The following is a 13,812-nucleotide window of genomic DNA, read 5'->3' on the forward strand; positions in this document are numbered from 1 at the left end:
GATGGACAACATTTCCGAAGAAAGCGCCGCCCGGCGGCGCGAGCTCAAGGAACACCTGGCGCGCTTCAACTGCCGCGTGCACCAGGCTGGCGACCCGCCTTTCTTCACGCGCGAACCCAAGCCCGACATGCAATCGGTGCACTGGCGCTGGAGCGATCTGCAGCCGCTGCTTGAGCGCATCGGCCACGAGGTCGACCTCGCGGCCGCGGGGCCACGGCGTACGCTGCGGCTGCACAACCCGGGGCTGGCGGTGGGCACCACGCACACGTTCTGGGGTTCGATCCAGGTGATCCTGCCCGGCGAGGTGGCCACCGCGCACCGCCATAGCGCCAGTGCGCTGCGCTTCATCATGAAGGGCCAAGGCGCGTGGACCACGGTGGAGGGCGAGTGCTACCCGATGGCCGAGGGCGACCTCGTACTCACACCGGCCTGGACCTGGCACGACCACGTCCACAAAGGCGATGAGCCAATGGTCTGGCTCGACGTGCTCGACATCTCGCTCATGAAGTCGATGGAAGCCACGTTTTTCGAGCCCTATGCAGGCGACGTGCAACCTGTGCACACGCTGCCCGACAGCAGCTGGCGCGCGTTCGGCAGCGGCCTGATGCGTCCACCGGGCGCGAAACCTGCCACTGTGAACCCGTTGCTGGCCTACCCATTCGGCATGGCGGAGACCGCGCTGAACGCCGCCGCCGGACTGCCCGCCGACCCGTGCGACGACGTGATTCTGGAATACCAGAACCCGACCGATGGCTCACCGGCCATGCGCACGCTGGGCATGCAACTGCAGTTGCTGCGCGCCGGCTTCAACGGACAGCGCCGGCGCCACACGGGCAGCAAGCTGTACTACGTGGTGCGTGGCCAAGGCGTCACCACGGTGGAACAGGAGCGCTACGAGTGGTCGCAAGGCGACTTCATGGTGATCGCGCCTTGGGCGTGGCATCAACATCAGAACAACACCTCGCAGGACGCGATGCTGTGGCAAGTCAACGACCTGCCCACGCTCAAGCTGCTGCACTACTTCCGGGAAGAATTCCAACCATGAAAATCGCCAGCTTCAATGACTTCCGCATCGGCATCGTCGAAGACGGGCAACTGTTCGACATCACCTCGGTGGTGCCGGCCGCGTTCGATGCCTTGCCACAGCAACGCCTGAACTGGCTGATCGCGCAGTGGGCACAGGCGCTGCCCGCTGCACAGGCAGCGCGCGCCAGCGTATCGCCAGTCGCGCTTGCCAGCGTGCAATTGCTGGCGGCCACGCCCTGCCCCCCGCATGTGTTCGCCGCTCCGGCCAACTACCGCAAACACCTCGGCGAACTCGGCGACCGCACCGTGACAAAGAAGGGCCGCAGCGCGCGCGAGCAGGGCTTCTTCCTCAAGGCGCCCGCGTCGGTCGTCGGCGCGGGCGGGGCGATCTTCGTGCCCAAGGGCTCTGCGCGGCGCTTCGACCACGAGTCCGAACTGGCCGTGATCATCGGCAAGGGCGGGCGCGACATTCCGCGCGCGAAGGCCATGGAACACGTGTTCGGCTATGCCTGCCTGCTCGACGCCACCATGCGCATTGAAAAGGACACTTTCGAAGAAGAGCGTTCCATGCGCAAGTCCTTCGAGGGCTTCACACCGGTGGGGCCGTACATCGTCACCGCCGATGAGGTGCCCGACCCGGCGAATCTCGCCAACCGCCTGTGGGTGAACGGCGAGCTGCGCCAGGAAGCCAACACCAGCGAGATGATCGTGGACATTCCAGAACTCATCGAACTGATCTCGTCCGTGCTGCCGCTGGTGCCAGGCGATTTGATCGCCACCGGCACACCCGAAGGCGTGGGGCCGTTCGCGGCGGGCGACACGGTCACCATCGAGATCGAGGGCGTGGGCCGGCTCAGCATGCCGGTGCGCGAGCGCGAGCACGTTTCGCCGCGCGCTTACTGAGGCCACAGACGATGGGCCAGCGATACCGCGCCGCCTTCATCCGTGGCGGCACCAGCAAGGCGATCGTCTTCCGTCTCGAAGACCTGCCCGCCGACCGCGCTGCATGGGACGCCATCTTCCTGCGCGCCATGGGCACGCCCGACCGCTATGGCCGCCAGCTCAATGGCATGGGGGGCGGCGTGTCTTCTTTGTCCAAGGTCTGCGTGGTCGGGCCGGCGACGGTGGAAGGCGCCGATGTGGACTACACCTTCGCGCAGGTGCAGATCCGCGAGGCGCGGGTCGACTACAGCGGCAACTGCGGCAACATGTCGTCGTCCATCGGCCCGTTTGCGATCGACGAACGCCTGCTGCCCACGCCGCCTGATGGCCCCATCTGCGTGCGCATCCACAACACCAACACGCGCAAGATCATCCACGCGCATTTCGAGGTACGCGATGGGCAATCGGTGGAAGCCGGCACGTTGGAGATTCCCGGTGTCGACGGTCCGGGCGCGCCGGTGCGGCTGGACTTTCTCAGCCCGGGTGGCGCGTCCACGGGTCGCTTGCTGCCCACCGGGTCACCGCTGGATGAACTGCAAACAACCGCACTCGGCGCCACGCGTGCGTCGCTCGTCGACGCCGCCAACGCCTGCGTGTTCGTGCCGGCGGCGGCAGTAGGCCTGGTCGGTACCGAGTTGCCCGACGAGATCGCCGCGCACCCGACGGCGCTGGAACAGTTGAAGCAACTGCGCCTGGCGGCTTCGGTCGCGATGGGCATTTCGGCATCGCTCGAAGAAGCCGCGGCGAAGCCGATGATTCCGCTGATCGCGATCGTGAGCCCGCCCGCCGACAGCATCACGCTCGATGGCGAACGCATCGCCGCGTCGCAGGTCGACCTGGTGGTGCGCATGATCTCCAGCGGCCAGCCGCACCGGGCGCTGCCACTCACAGGTTCGCTGTGCACCGCCGTGGCGATGCAGATCGAAGGCACCGTGGTGCATGAGGCGGCGCGCGCTGAGCGCGATGCCACCGCATTGCGCCTGGCCATGCCCTCGGGCGTGCTCACCGTGGCCGCGAAGGTGAGCCACGGCGCCAGCGGCTGGCATGCCGATTCCGGTTGTTTCTACCGCACCACGCGGCGCTTGTTCGATGGCCATGTCTACGCCTGAACCCACCGCACCACGCCGGCCACTGACCGGTGTTCGCGTGCTGGACTTCAGCATGTTCATGGCAGGTCCGTATTGCACGCGCTACCTCGCCGACCTCGGCGCGGACGTGATCAAGGTCGAACCCGTCGAGGGCGACAACCTGCGCCATTCCACACCGCAGCGTGACGGTTGCAGCAGCTACTTCGGCCACATCAACGTCGGCAAGCGCAGCGTGGTGATCGACCTGAAAACCGAGCAGGGACTGCAGCATGCGCGCCGCCTCGCCCGTGAGGTCGATGTGATCGTGGAAAACGGCAGACCCGGCACAATGCAGCGCTTCGGGCTCGACCACGCGAGCTTGCGCAAGGCGCGCCCCGCGCTCATCTACTGCTCGATTTCGGGCTACGGCCAGGAGGGCCCGGGCGCGCACCAGCCCGCGTTTGCGCAAACCATGCACGCTGCCTCGGGCCTGGACCTCGCCTTCGCGGGCTACCAGGATGGCGAACGCCAGCAACCACCGAACACAGGCATCTTCACGGCCGACATCCTGGCCGGTCTACATGCCTTCAGCGGCGTTCTCACCGCGCTCTACGACCGCGAACGCACCGGCCACGGTCAGTTCGTCGACGTGTCCCTGCTAGACGGCATGCTTAACTTCCTGCCCTACGAAGTGCAGGAAGCGCAGTTTCCAAGCGCCACACGCCGCCCGGTCTACAAACCCATGCGCACGCGCGACGGCCATGTGATGCTTGGACTCATCACACAGAAGAATTTCGAGGCCATGTTCGAGCTCATGGGCCACCCCGAGTTCATGGCGGACACGCGTTACGCCACACCCGCAGCGCGCGCACAGCACTGGGATGCGCTGATGGACTCCATCCAGGACTGGACCACACAACACAGCAGCGCGAACTGCGTGGAGCGAGTGTCTCAGGCCGGCATTCCCGGCACGACCTACCACACTGTGGCCGAGGTGATTCGCGATCCACAGGTAGCATTTCGCGGCAGCTTGTCGACGGTGAGCGACCGTGCGGGTGAGTTCCAGGTGACCAACCTGCCATTCAAGCTCTCCGGCGCGGAGACCCGCTCTTCCGGGCGCGTGCCAGCGCTCGGCGAGCACACCGATCAGGTGTTGGGCGACAGCGGATCAACGCCATCGTCCTGAGGCCCAACCTCACTCGAGGGTGACGCCCGCCGCCTTCACCTGCTCGGCCGTGAGGCGGCTCTCATCCTGGATCACGCGGCGCAACTGCGCCGCGTCGCCCGCCACCACAGTCAGCCCTTTGGCGGTGACCTGCTTCTCGGCAAACGAAGGATCCGTGAGCACCGAGCGCACGTCGGCATGAATCTTCGCGATCACCGCAGCGGGCATGCCGGCAGGTGCGAACAGGCCGTACCAGATCGAGGTCTTCACATAGGGGTAGCCCTGCTCCGTGCTGGTGGCGGTCTGGCCGTACTGCACCATGCGCGACGCACCGGCCACCGCAATCGGCTTGATCTTGCCCGCCGCGATCAACGGCCCGGCCACGGCCGCGCTGCCCGTGCCCAGCATCACCTCGCCGCCCGCCAGCGCGGTAAGCATGGGCGTCACGCCTTTGTAGGGCACGTGCAGCAGCTTCACGCTCTCGCGCGCGCCGATGGTTTCGAACAACAAGTGTGGCTGGCTGCCGTTGCCGAACGACCCGTAGGTCAGGCCGCCTGGTTGGCGGCGCGCGGCCTCGACCACGTCCTTCAAGGTATTGCCCGGAAAGGTCGAACTGGCGATCACCATCTGGTCGCTGTTCACCATCAGGGTGATCGGCTCGAAGCTCTTGTCCGGATCGTACGGCAGCGAGCGGTAGAGGAACCGGTTGCTCACCAGCGTCTGGTTGACGGTGGCCAGCAGCGTGTAGCCGTCGGGCGCGGCCTTGGCTACCGCCTCGGCGCCGATCAACGAGCCCGCACCCGCGCGGTTCTCGATCACCACGGGCTGCTTCCAGCGCGTGGACAACTCGGTCATCACCGAGCGCGTGAGCACGTCAATGCCGCCACCGGGCGCAAACGGCACGATGATGCGCACGGGCTTGTGCGGCCAGTCGGTGGTCTGGGCGGTGGCGTTGGCGGCGGACAGCGCGGCGAGGGCCGCGCACAGAAGAACGCGTCTGGTCTGCATGGGAAATGTCTCGATTTCTGTGGATGGAATGCTTATGATATAGGCCCTACCATTGGACATCAATACCTTTAATTCCACGCTGCCATGAGTCCTCCCACTTCGCTGCTCGACCTCCTGCAACCGGGTGCCGGCACCGTGATCCCTGGTGCGTTCAACGCGATGACGGCACGCATGATCGAATCGGCCGGCTTCCCGGTCGTCTACCTCACCGGCGCGGGCATCACCAACGGCCACCTGGGCGCGCCCGACCTGGGCCTGATTACCGCCACCGAAATGGCGACCCAAATCGCCGCTTGTCGTGACGCGGTGCGCGTGCCACTCATCGCCGATGGCGACACCGGGTTTGGCAACGCCCTCAACCTCGTGCGCACGGTGCACCTCTACGAGCGCGCGGGCGCCAACGCAATCCAGCTGGAGGACCAGGTGTTTCCCAAGCGCTGCGGCCACTTCGACGGCAAGGGTGTGGTACCCCTGTACGAGATGGTGCAGAAGATCCACGCGGCCGTGGACGCACGCCGTGATGCGGGTTTTCTGGTGATTGCGCGCACCGACGCGCGCGCCGTGGAAGGCTTCGACGCGGCTCTGGAACGCGCCGCGCGCTACCGAGAGGCCGGTGCGGACGTGTTGTTCGTGGAAGCACCGCAGACCGAAGACGAGTTGCGCGCCATCCCGCGCGCCCTGCCCGGCCCGCACCTGTGCAACATCGTGCACGGTGGCAAGACGCCCATGCTGCCGCAGCAGACGCTGGCCGCCATGGGCTTCGGCGGCATCCTGTACGCCAACGCGGCCTTGCAGTCCGCCATGCTGGCGATGTCGCGCACGCTGGCGCATTTGAAAAGCGTGGGCTCGCTCGAAGGCGCACAAGACCAGCTCATTGGCTTCGCGCAGCGCCAGGAAATCGTCGATTTCGATCATTGGACCGGGCTTGATCGCAAATACGCACAACTGACGTCCTCACCCGCACCAGCAAAACCACAGCCATGAGCACCGCCGCCAAGATGCGCGCCTGGATGCCCCAGCCCGCAAGCGTTCAGGCCGTGGAAGAGCAAGGCGAACGGATCGACGTTCCCCATGACGGTGGCTTCGTGTGCTGGCGCCGCTTCGGCGAAGGTTCGCCGCTGGTGCTGCTGCACGGCGGCCACGGCAGCTGGATGCATTGGCTGCGCAACATCCCGGCGCTTGCCGAGCGCCATACCGTGTGGGTACCGGACTTGCCAGGCTTTGGCGACTCGTCCGATGTGCCAGACGATGGCACCCCGCACGGCCCACTGCAGCGGCTGATGGATGCCCTCGACGAAACGCTGAGCACCGTGCTCGGCGACTTGCCCGAGGTCGACGTGGCCGCGTTCTCTTTCGGCGCGTTGGTCACCGCACATCTGCACCGACGAGGCCGGCTCATGCGCCGCATCGCCTTGCTGGGCCCCGCCGCGCACAGCGGCCCGCGTGGCCCCGAGGTGAGCATTCCACCGTGGCGCCATACGGACACTGCCGCCACGCGCGAAGACGCCCTGCGCCGCAACCTCCTGGCCTTCATGTTTCACCGTTCCGCGTCGGCCGACGCTGCGGCGCTATACGCGCAGGAATATTCGAGTCTGCGTTGCCGACTGCGTGTTGTGCGCGAGGTCTCGCGCGCGAGCCGCCTTGGCGAGCTGTTGCACGATTTCGAGACGCCGATGCTGTGCGCCTGGGGTGCGCAGGACTGCACCGCGATAGCCGCCGAAGTTGGCCCGATGCTCTGCGACAACAGCCCGCAGCGCACCTGGCGCGTGCTGGATGGTGCAGCGCACTGGGTGCAACACGAACGCGCCGATGCCACTAATGCCTTGTTGTTGTCGTGGTTCGCGGCGAATGTGGAGCAAGTGGTATGAGTGCACCCATGGCTGTAGGCTTCGCGGGTCTGGGCGAAATGGGCGCACCGATCGCGGCCCACATCCAGCGCGCGGGTTTTTCGCTGCACGTGCACAACCGCACGGCCGCGCGCATGCAGCCGCTGTGCGCGCTGGGCGCAACCGCGTGCGACACGCCGCGCGAACTCGCGGCGCAGGTCGACGTCGTCCTGTTATGCCTGTTCGATGCGGACGCGACCGACGCCATGCTGTTCGACAACAACGGCCTGCTGCAGTCTGCGCGCCCCGGCCAACTGGTGGTGGATCTCTCCACCTCTCCACCTCTCCACCCGCACGCGCACGCGACTTTGCGACGCGCCTGCGAACGCACGGCATCGGCTGGGTGGACGCACCGATCTCCGGCGGCCCTCAAGGCGCGCAGTCCGGTACGCTCGCGGTGATGGCCGGCGGCGAGGCGAACGACGTGGAACGCGCGACCCATCCTCACGAGCTTTGCATCGCAGGTCACGCATGTCGGCCCCGCCGGCTGCGGGAAAGTGGCCAAAGCCTGCAACCAGATGATCAACTTCGGCAACGCCGCACTGATCGCCGAGGCCATGCACCTGGCCGCGCGACAAGGGCTGGACCCACGCATCCTCCCCACCGCGCTGGCCGGTGGCTTTGCCGATTCGGGCCTGCTGCGCCACATCGGCCTCATGATGGCAACCGGCACCGTGTCGGGCAACACCTTGATGACGATGAAAGACATGGAGATCGCGCTGGAGCTGGGGTGCGCTTCGGGCATCTCAAAATCTTGGCAGCAGCTGCGCATGGCCTGAAGCAGCTCCAATGGGTCGATCTCATCGCCCTCTTCCGCCAACACCAGGCTGCGCGCGGACATGAAGTGTTTTCGCCCTCCGTCACGCGAGCGGTCGAATCGTGTTGCCAGTACCACCGGAGAACGGATGGGGTGCATCAGAGCCACATCCACGACATCAATTCCAACCTTCTTGGCGAGGTGTGCCATGAGGACTTCAACCCGGTGAACCGGGTATGTGTCGAAGACGCTGGGAAACCGCGCGACCGCGAGCTGGCCATCTTTCCGGACCCAGGTGCACTTGGGACGGGATCCACCCAATCCCGTCGCGCAGAGCAACAGTAACTGCAGCTGACGCAAGTCTTCTTGCCCGCGCTCGAACGCGGCGACGGCCACGCCGATGTTTTCCAGGTCGCCTCGACAGGGGAGCAAGAACTTTTGCTGAGCGACGTCGACCGTCGGCTCACCGGCGGGGTGCAGCCGCATGGCACCCTGTCGGGCGATGTCCAGCACGGCGCACAAGGAGTCCAAAGACTCAGAAGCTTCCGCGGCTGCTCTGAACCCATCGAGCAGCCCGCGCGCCCGTGCCCGTTGCACCACCGAACGCGCGAAACCCGAAGGCACCGTGTCGGCCAATGCCGCAAAAACGTTGCGCCCGCCTTCGTGCGGCGCCTTGCGCCACTGCGGGGACAGCGTCTTGTGCAATTCGGGCGACAAGGAGAAGAAGCGCTTGTTCTGCAACCAGTCGCGCGAATACGCGAAGGAAGACATGCGCTGGTCACCCCAGGCGTGAAAGCCCAGGCGCCCTACCCGGCCCATCTCGCCAAGGCTGACGTCCAGCCCCGCATCTCCCTTATGCCAGGCGTTCCCAGGAGGGATGAGCAGTTGCACCTCGCTGGATCGGCCATGTCTAGACCAGCGCGGCGCCCGCGCTTGGGCAGGTACGTCTCCTGGGCCACCAGGCCGACCGTGTCCTGCGCTGGATCGAGCAGACGGTTGAAGTCGTCGAGCAGCTGCAGCGCTTGCAGGCACCTGAGCATTGTGTAAAGCGCAACACCCGGTTCGCCGTTTTCGAGGCGCTGTGCGGTGATGCAGGACACGCCCATGTGCTCGGCAAACTCTTGGCGGGTTTGGCCGCGGCGGAGGCGGGCTTGGCGGATGTTGGCACCCAATTTCTTGAGAGCCCGGTCCACAGGCAGGTTGGAGAGGTTCATGGCAGCGTGCTGTTGGTCGTTGACTCCCACATTGGAATGTCACGACGACCCAGAGCAGCCAGTCCGCATCAATTTTTTCAGATCTGAACACTTGGCCGGAACACTCGTTCAGATCTGACCTGGCCGCGGCCGCCCTACCGCCTCAACCGGCGAAAACATCTGGTGCTTCCTTTATGCTTAGTTCATATCTGAGCAGTTGTCCTACGCAATCATGCAAATCTGAACTGCCGCGGGGGCCATCAAGAAATCTGCCTCGGCGTCATCGAGTCAGCCGTGGTGCATCTCCACGCATGTCCAGCCCAATACGACCTGAGCACCAGGAGATCGTCGGCGGGGCGCAACAGTCACGCGTCGGAGCCGCGCCTACACGGCCAGGCGTCGACCACCGACTTCATCGCGGGGCAGCGCGGTCCCGTCCGCCCCGCAGATGCCCGCGCTACGCAGATTTGACCGTCGCGGTCGGGGCATTCGCCTTCACCGAAGCGATACCGCTCTCCATGGCCGACGCGGACGAGTACATCTCGCTTCGTCCGATCGGCTCCCCATTGGCGGCCACAAGCACAAAGAACGGTGAGTTGTCCTTCGCAACTTTGCGTTGGTAGCGGGCGTCGTTCGGGGCATTTTTTTTCACGGACTCAATACCACCTTCAGCAGCAGCCTTCGAGCTGTACTGCTCGCTCGTCAAGATCACTTGGTGGTTGGCCGCCTTGAGATTGAACATGTACTGAGCGTTGGACGACGATTTGAGCTCGAAATAGCCTGCCATAGGGTCTCCAGAGATTGGTTGAACATCGCGGGCCATGTGCCCACTTGGAATCTAGGTGGACACCGCCTCGCTGTCCACCGGTGGAAGTACCACGCTGCTTGACCCTGGACCACCCGCACTGGTCGAGTTAGTCGATATAATCCTATGAACTATTCATAGATAATTCATGAGCACACCATATCAGTCAAACGCCATACCCGGGGATCAACGCGCCGATGGGCTGCTGCGGGCTCTTAAGTCAGGGCCACGGAGTGCAAGTGAACTGATCAGAGCACTCGGCATAAGTCAGCCAACACTATCACGAACTATTCAGAGAGTTCCACAAACGCTCTCGTTTCGTCGGGCTGGAATGCGAACGCCCCAGTACGCATCGCTGCGCTCGTTGCCAGGAGGACTGGCGGCGCGCCAGAAGATCCACCGCATTCTTAGCACAGGCTCCGTTGTCCCCTTTGCAGTGGTCGAATTCATAGAAGGTGGCGGAACACTGGAACGGATCGGCGGCCAGGCGCAGCTGTATGACGGCTTGCCGCCCTATATGGCTTTCTCGTCGCCCTCAGGTTTTCTGGGACGCCAGCTGGCGCGAGCTGTTGCGACCGACCTGCAGCTACCTGAAAGCCTAAAGGACTGGGGCGACGATGAGCGGATTGCCTACCTGTTCTCCCGCGGGATGAACTTGGCCGGCAACTTGGTCTACGGTGATCTCCCACTGCAAAAGGAGCTCGATTTCCGGGGATGTGTTCCTATGCCCGCAGGTCAAAAGCTCGGCCATTACGTCGACGTGGCGACCGAGCTCAAGGGCACGGCCTACGGCTCCAGCGCGGGAGGCGAGCAACCCAAGTTCCTGGGCTTCAACGAAGACACGGGACACGTGATCGTCAAGTTCGCCAAGCGGGGCTCGCGGATGGCGGAGTTGCTGCCCTTGGAGCATCTTGCGTTGCACATCCTCTCCGAGACGGGGGTGCCATCGGCGAGAACCGCGATCCTTTCTTCTAAAGACTATGTGTTTCTCGAGGTCCAGCGGTTCGACCGCGTCGGCAATTTCGGGCGCGTGGGCATGCTCTCGGCCGGCTCCGTGGACGATGAGTTTTTTGGAAGGCGAGACACCTGGTCTGAATTCGCTGCCCGCTGCGAAAAGGCCAAGTACATCAGCGCGCGCGACGCATGGAACATCGATGTCATGGCCGCTTTTTCTGAGCTCATCGGCAACGGGGACCGCCACCTCGAGAACATCTCGCTGCTTGTTGATGACGAAGGCGAATACCAGTCGGTGGCCCCCGCGTACGACATCCTGCCGATGGACTACGCGTCCATCGGTGGAGGCATCGATCCCGATCTGAACCCGATCAAGCCGAAGGTTGGCACCATCGGCGCAAGACCGGACATCTGGGCGCCTGCGGCCGCCGCTGCCAGCGCCTTCTGGTCGACAGTTCGAGACAACCATCTGGCCCTGCCCGCAACGCAAGAGATGCGCGATCTCGCCGCGCGAAATGTGGAAGTGGTGAAGGCGTTCGTGGCGCCGCTTGTGCCCTCTTGAAAGCGGGGGCATCCAAGAGTTAGACCATCGCGATATACGTGCGCAGTTCCTCCTCGGGTTCCATGTGAATTCACAGGATGATTCGGACATCAGCGAACGCGTAACAACGCAGGGCTTCCGGAGTCCAGCGAAAAAGGCAAGACACGACCCTCTTTTCGATCGGTTCCCCCTAGGTTCCTTTTCTGGTTCCCCCCAACGATTTCGCTGCATCCGGCCTCACCGCGATCACTTGACGGAAAATCACGGACTCGGCCGCTGTGCCCCTCGCTGGGCGAACTTATCGCCCCACTTTCACGCCGGTTCCCCCTTCGGTTCCTTCTCCGGTTCCCCCCAACGTTTTCGCGACATCCCGCCTCGCTCAAGATCGTTGCTGAAAAACCATGGACTCGACGCTCTGCGTCTTCTTAACAGGCAACACACTCGCTTTCACACCGGTTCCCCCCGCGGTTCCTTTTTGGGTTCCCCCCAACGTTTTCGCTGCACCCAGCGCCGTCAAGACGGCAGCGTCGCGGTTCATCGCGTCGGCCACGGTGCGTGTTGCCGAGTGACCAACACAACGGAGCCCGAGCGCCAGGGGATCACTGACGGGGCAAGGGATCCTGGTGACCGGTGAACACCGTGCATTCCACTGACCGCGCCGGCTCCAGTACACGGCCGTTCAGGATGGGCATCCGCCAGGCGAGGACGCGGCCGTTCGATCGACCTCGTTGCTGGAGTCGATGGCGACAAAGACCTCGCCACAGGCCGCATCCGATCAACCGAGGACGCCGCAGACTCCACCCGCCCGGCAATGGGCTGTGATCAGCAGGCGGATTGCCATCCAGAGGCCGTTTGGGAAGCGCACCGGGCGTGCACAGCTGGCGCAACGCCGAGGGAGAAAGCCCGCCTTGGCCCGGTAGTCGCCTTCTCGCACCCATAGCGACCCGAGCCCCCTTATTTGCGCACGCCCGCACACGCGCGCGTTCTTTTTTATAGGGGTGCAGAAAACAGAGGGGCCGCCCCCACTTTGAAATATCTGAGCCATCGGGCCTAGAATTGGCTTGAGAACGGTTCGCTGGTTCCTTGCGCCACCGCCACGACACAAGCAAATATGCGGCCTCCGGGCCGCTTTTTTGTTTTTTACACCATCACTTCTACCATTAAGTGAAGTGCTTGCTCAGCGACTCGAGGCAACCTATACAAGGGAGTCTTCAGAATCTCAATTGCCGCTTAGGCGCGATAGGACATCGTAGCCGAGCGGCCAAAAAAAGCCCACCGAGAGGGCGTTATGTGTTAGAGGTGGCTTAGGGGTGGGCGCGAACCCCTTTGTGTAGCTCAATCCAATGTGAACCGGCGCCGTATTTCTCATTGCCCGCTGCGCACATGGCGCGGAGCATGTTCATCACGACGGGATCGGCATCACTCCATTTGCAAGAAGTGCTTTGCTCTTGTTTGGCCTTGCAAACCTCGTATGTCCAGCAGATTCGCGCCTGCGGCCTCAAATGAGGGGATTCGTGTTCTTCTTTCTCTTTGATAGGTTGCCTGTTCATGGACGGCTCCTGATGGTGGTGGAATCAACTGCCCCACCACTGAGCACGGTGCGCGCTATCTACCAGGCTGTCTACTGCCAGGCGCATATAGCTGGGTAAGTACATGTAACGGCACTCTGGGCTACAAGCTTGGAACGTCAAAAAGCCCGCGCGCGGCGGGCCTAGCTGGCCAGAATCTCTGGGCGGCAGTCTTACCGCTGCGGCACTGCTGGGTCGCCGGGTTTGCGGTCGGCAGGATTGGTCTGCGGCTGGCGGTCAGGGTTGCTGTCTCCTGGCTGGCGCTTGTCGCCTGGCTTTTGCTGGTCCTGCTGCTTGCCGGGGGTCTGGCCTGGTTGATTCGATCCGGGCTGCTGATTCGCCATGGTGTGCTCCTTGCAATTCGGACAAGAAGTTGTCCGAAAGACCACTGTGCACTTGTCTAGCGGGGCTGTTTGTGCGCCGCGGTACATAGAGCCGACAGGCCGATGGGAGGTTAGCGTCGGCAGCGACCACTCAAGAAAAAGCCCGCTGAGAGGGTGGGCGTAGGGGGATACCGGGTTGAAGAAGATCTACCAGCGGACCAAAAAGGCGACGGCTGCAAGCCCAATAGCGGGAGCACCTCCGAGCCGCCATAACTGAGCTCCTCCCGGACAACGCCAGCCTTTTGCAGTGCCCACCAAATGCCGTCGCCGAATGCACTGTGAATACAGCGTCTATCACGGGCGTGGACGTTTGCACAGGGGCCGAGTCGTGGTTGTTCGTGCAAGGCCGTGTTGGCGATGTGCCTACCCATCCCCACATCTAATTTTTACCCGGATGATATTGGAGTTTTTATTTTATCCGGGTAGAATAAAAATGAACGAGGCCATGCCAACACAGGTCTCCGGGATGCTCTGGGCCAGTCCTGCTGCATTTCAGGCCACGCGTGTGCTGCACACA

At 63.7% G+C, this 13,812-nt stretch carries 14 protein-coding genes and 4 pseudogenes; 12 read left to right on the top strand and 6 right to left on the bottom strand.

Going from position 1 to position 13,812, the window contains the following annotated elements:
* Position 1 precedes the first annotated feature (1 nt).
* Genes HPA01S_RS16075 through HPA01S_RS16090 form a run of 4 tightly spaced genes read left to right on the top strand, consistent with a single transcriptional unit; the run spans position 2 to position 4,221 of the window.
* Positions 2–1,045: a cupin domain-containing protein gene (locus HPA01S_RS16075; RefSeq protein ID WP_066271778.1), complete on the top strand. Its 1,044-nt coding sequence runs from the start codon at positions 2–4 to the stop codon at positions 1,043–1,045.
* A complete protein-coding gene (locus tag HPA01S_RS16080) occupies positions 1,042–1,929 on the top strand; it encodes a fumarylacetoacetate hydrolase family protein (RefSeq protein ID WP_066271779.1) in 888 nt (295 codons plus the stop codon). The genes HPA01S_RS16075 and HPA01S_RS16080 overlap by 4 nt, the downstream gene beginning before the upstream one ends.
* Before the next feature lie 11 nt (positions 1,930–1,940).
* Positions 1,941–3,077, top strand: coding sequence for a 2-methylaconitate cis-trans isomerase PrpF family protein (locus tag HPA01S_RS16085; protein WP_066271780.1), 1,137 nt, complete (start codon positions 1,941–1,943; stop codon positions 3,075–3,077).
* The gene (locus HPA01S_RS16090) at positions 3,064–4,221 is read left to right on the top strand and encodes a CaiB/BaiF CoA transferase family protein (protein ID WP_066271795.1); all 1,158 of its coding nucleotides are present in this window, start codon (positions 3,064–3,066) and stop codon (positions 4,219–4,221) included. Before HPA01S_RS16085 ends, HPA01S_RS16090 begins: the two co-directional genes overlap by 14 nt.
* A 9-nt stretch (positions 4,222–4,230) precedes the next feature.
* Here the strand turns inward: HPA01S_RS16090 and HPA01S_RS16095 are convergent, their stop codons facing one another.
* Complete coding sequence (locus HPA01S_RS16095; protein ID WP_066271781.1) at positions 4,231–5,208, bottom strand: Bug family tripartite tricarboxylate transporter substrate binding protein; 978 nt, start codon at positions 5,206–5,208, stop codon at positions 4,231–4,233.
* 84 nt (positions 5,209–5,292) lie between these two features.
* On the opposite strand from HPA01S_RS16095, the gene HPA01S_RS16100 reads away from it, so the two are divergent.
* From HPA01S_RS16100 to HPA01S_RS16115, 5 genes and pseudogenes are all read left to right on the top strand, one after another.
* The gene (locus tag HPA01S_RS16100; protein WP_066271782.1) at positions 5,293–6,192 is read left to right on the top strand and encodes an isocitrate lyase/PEP mutase family protein; all 900 of its coding nucleotides are present in this window, start codon (positions 5,293–5,295) and stop codon (positions 6,190–6,192) included.
* On the top strand, positions 6,189–7,076 hold the full coding sequence (locus HPA01S_RS16105) for an alpha/beta fold hydrolase (protein WP_066271783.1): 888 nt from the start codon (positions 6,189–6,191) through the stop codon (positions 7,074–7,076). Before HPA01S_RS16100 ends, HPA01S_RS16105 begins: the two co-directional genes overlap by 4 nt.
* Positions 7,077–7,084: 8 nt before the next feature.
* Positions 7,085–7,351 (top strand): annotated as a pseudogene (locus HPA01S_RS23840) (NAD(P)-binding domain-containing protein); the annotation flags it as partial.
* Positions 7,270–7,473: pseudogene (locus HPA01S_RS23845) on the top strand (NAD(P)-binding domain-containing protein); the annotation flags it as partial. The pseudogenes HPA01S_RS23840 and HPA01S_RS23845, both read left to right, overlap by 82 nt.
* Before the next feature lie 118 nt (positions 7,474–7,591).
* Positions 7,592–7,873: an NAD-binding protein gene (locus HPA01S_RS16115; RefSeq protein WP_157085064.1), complete on the top strand. Its 282-nt coding sequence runs from the start codon at positions 7,592–7,594 to the stop codon at positions 7,871–7,873.
* A 38-nt stretch (positions 7,874–7,911) separates the two neighbouring features.
* Here HPA01S_RS16115 and HPA01S_RS23850 read toward each other — a convergent pair.
* A pseudogene (locus HPA01S_RS23850) lies at positions 7,912–8,337 on the bottom strand (HipA domain-containing protein); the annotation flags it as partial.
* Positions 8,338–8,353: 16 nt separating this feature from the next.
* On the opposite strand from HPA01S_RS23850, the gene HPA01S_RS23590 reads away from it, so the two are divergent.
* Entirely contained in the window at positions 8,354–8,644 is a 291-nt protein-coding gene (locus HPA01S_RS23590; protein ID WP_066271786.1) for a hypothetical protein, read from the top strand.
* A 13-nt stretch (positions 8,645–8,657) separates the two neighbouring features.
* On the opposite strand, the gene HPA01S_RS16125 is transcribed toward HPA01S_RS23590, so the two are convergent.
* Together HPA01S_RS16125 and HPA01S_RS16130 are read right to left on the bottom strand one after the other, a co-directional pair.
* On the bottom strand, positions 8,658–9,065 hold the full coding sequence (locus HPA01S_RS16125; RefSeq protein ID WP_066271787.1) for a helix-turn-helix transcriptional regulator: 408 nt from the start codon (positions 9,063–9,065) through the stop codon (positions 8,658–8,660).
* Positions 9,066–9,501: 436 nt separating this feature from the next.
* Complete coding sequence (locus tag HPA01S_RS16130) at positions 9,502–9,831, bottom strand: YegP family protein (RefSeq protein ID WP_066271788.1); 330 nt, start codon at positions 9,829–9,831, stop codon at positions 9,502–9,504.
* A gap of 166 nt (positions 9,832–9,997) precedes the next feature.
* Between HPA01S_RS16130 and HPA01S_RS23855 the strand changes: the two are divergent.
* Both HPA01S_RS23855 and HPA01S_RS16135 read left to right on the top strand, forming a co-directional pair.
* Positions 9,998–10,123: pseudogene (locus tag HPA01S_RS23855) on the top strand (hypothetical protein); the annotation flags it as partial.
* A gap of 57 nt (positions 10,124–10,180) precedes the next feature.
* Positions 10,181–11,365 carry a HipA domain-containing protein gene (locus tag HPA01S_RS16135; protein ID WP_066271789.1) on the top strand — a complete coding sequence of 395 codons (1,185 nt, stop codon included), beginning with the start codon at positions 10,181–10,183 and terminating at the stop codon, positions 11,363–11,365.
* A gap of 1,283 nt (positions 11,366–12,648) precedes the next feature.
* Here HPA01S_RS16135 and HPA01S_RS23175 read toward each other — a convergent pair.
* A complete protein-coding gene (locus HPA01S_RS23175; protein ID WP_157085065.1) occupies positions 12,649–12,894 on the bottom strand; it encodes a hypothetical protein in 246 nt (81 codons plus the stop codon).
* A 191-nt stretch (positions 12,895–13,085) separates the two neighbouring features.
* Positions 13,086–13,256, bottom strand: coding sequence for a hypothetical protein (locus HPA01S_RS23180; RefSeq protein ID WP_157085066.1), 171 nt, complete (start codon positions 13,254–13,256; stop codon positions 13,086–13,088).
* Positions 13,257–13,812: the final 556 nt, after the last annotated feature.

The sequence above is a fragment of the Hydrogenophaga palleronii NBRC 102513 genome (assembly GCF_001571225.1).
Classification (GTDB): Bacteria; Pseudomonadota; Gammaproteobacteria; order Burkholderiales; family Burkholderiaceae_C; genus Hydrogenophaga; species Hydrogenophaga palleronii.

Bases quoted from the DNA above. Each gene is read 5' to 3' on its own strand.
- HPA01S_RS16080 (WP_066271779.1), top strand. From the start codon at position 1,042: ATGAAAATCGCCAGCTTCAATGACTTCCGCATCGGCATCGTCGAAGAC.
- HPA01S_RS16105 (WP_066271783.1), top strand. From the start codon at position 6,189: ATGAGCACCGCCGCCAAGATGCGCGCCTGGATGCCCCAGCCCGCAAGC.
- HPA01S_RS16135 (WP_066271789.1), top strand. From the start codon at position 10,181: ATGCGAACGCCCCAGTACGCATCGCTGCGCTCGTTGCCAGGAGGACTG.
- HPA01S_RS16085 (WP_066271780.1), top strand. From the start codon at position 1,941: ATGGGCCAGCGATACCGCGCCGCCTTCATCCGTGGCGGCACCAGCAAG.
- HPA01S_RS16075 (WP_066271778.1), top strand. From the start codon at position 2: ATGGACAACATTTCCGAAGAAAGCGCCGCCCGGCGGCGCGAGCTCAAG.
- HPA01S_RS16100 (WP_066271782.1), top strand. From the start codon at position 5,293: ATGAGTCCTCCCACTTCGCTGCTCGACCTCCTGCAACCGGGTGCCGGC.
- HPA01S_RS16090 (WP_066271795.1), top strand. From the start codon at position 3,064: ATGTCTACGCCTGAACCCACCGCACCACGCCGGCCACTGACCGGTGTT.
- HPA01S_RS23590 (WP_066271786.1), top strand. From the start codon at position 8,354: ATGTCCAGCACGGCGCACAAGGAGTCCAAAGACTCAGAAGCTTCCGCG.
- HPA01S_RS16125 (WP_066271787.1), bottom strand. From the start codon at position 9,065: ATGAACCTCTCCAACCTGCCTGTGGACCGGGCTCTCAAGAAATTGGGT.
- HPA01S_RS23180 (WP_157085066.1), bottom strand. From the start codon at position 13,256: ATGGCGAATCAGCAGCCCGGATCGAATCAACCAGGCCAGACCCCCGGC.
- HPA01S_RS16130 (WP_066271788.1), bottom strand. From the start codon at position 9,831: ATGGCAGGCTATTTCGAGCTCAAATCGTCGTCCAACGCTCAGTACATG.
- HPA01S_RS23175 (WP_157085065.1), bottom strand. From the start codon at position 12,894: ATGAACAGGCAACCTATCAAAGAGAAAGAAGAACACGAATCCCCTCAT.
- HPA01S_RS16095 (WP_066271781.1), bottom strand. From the start codon at position 5,208: ATGCAGACCAGACGCGTTCTTCTGTGCGCGGCCCTCGCCGCGCTGTCC.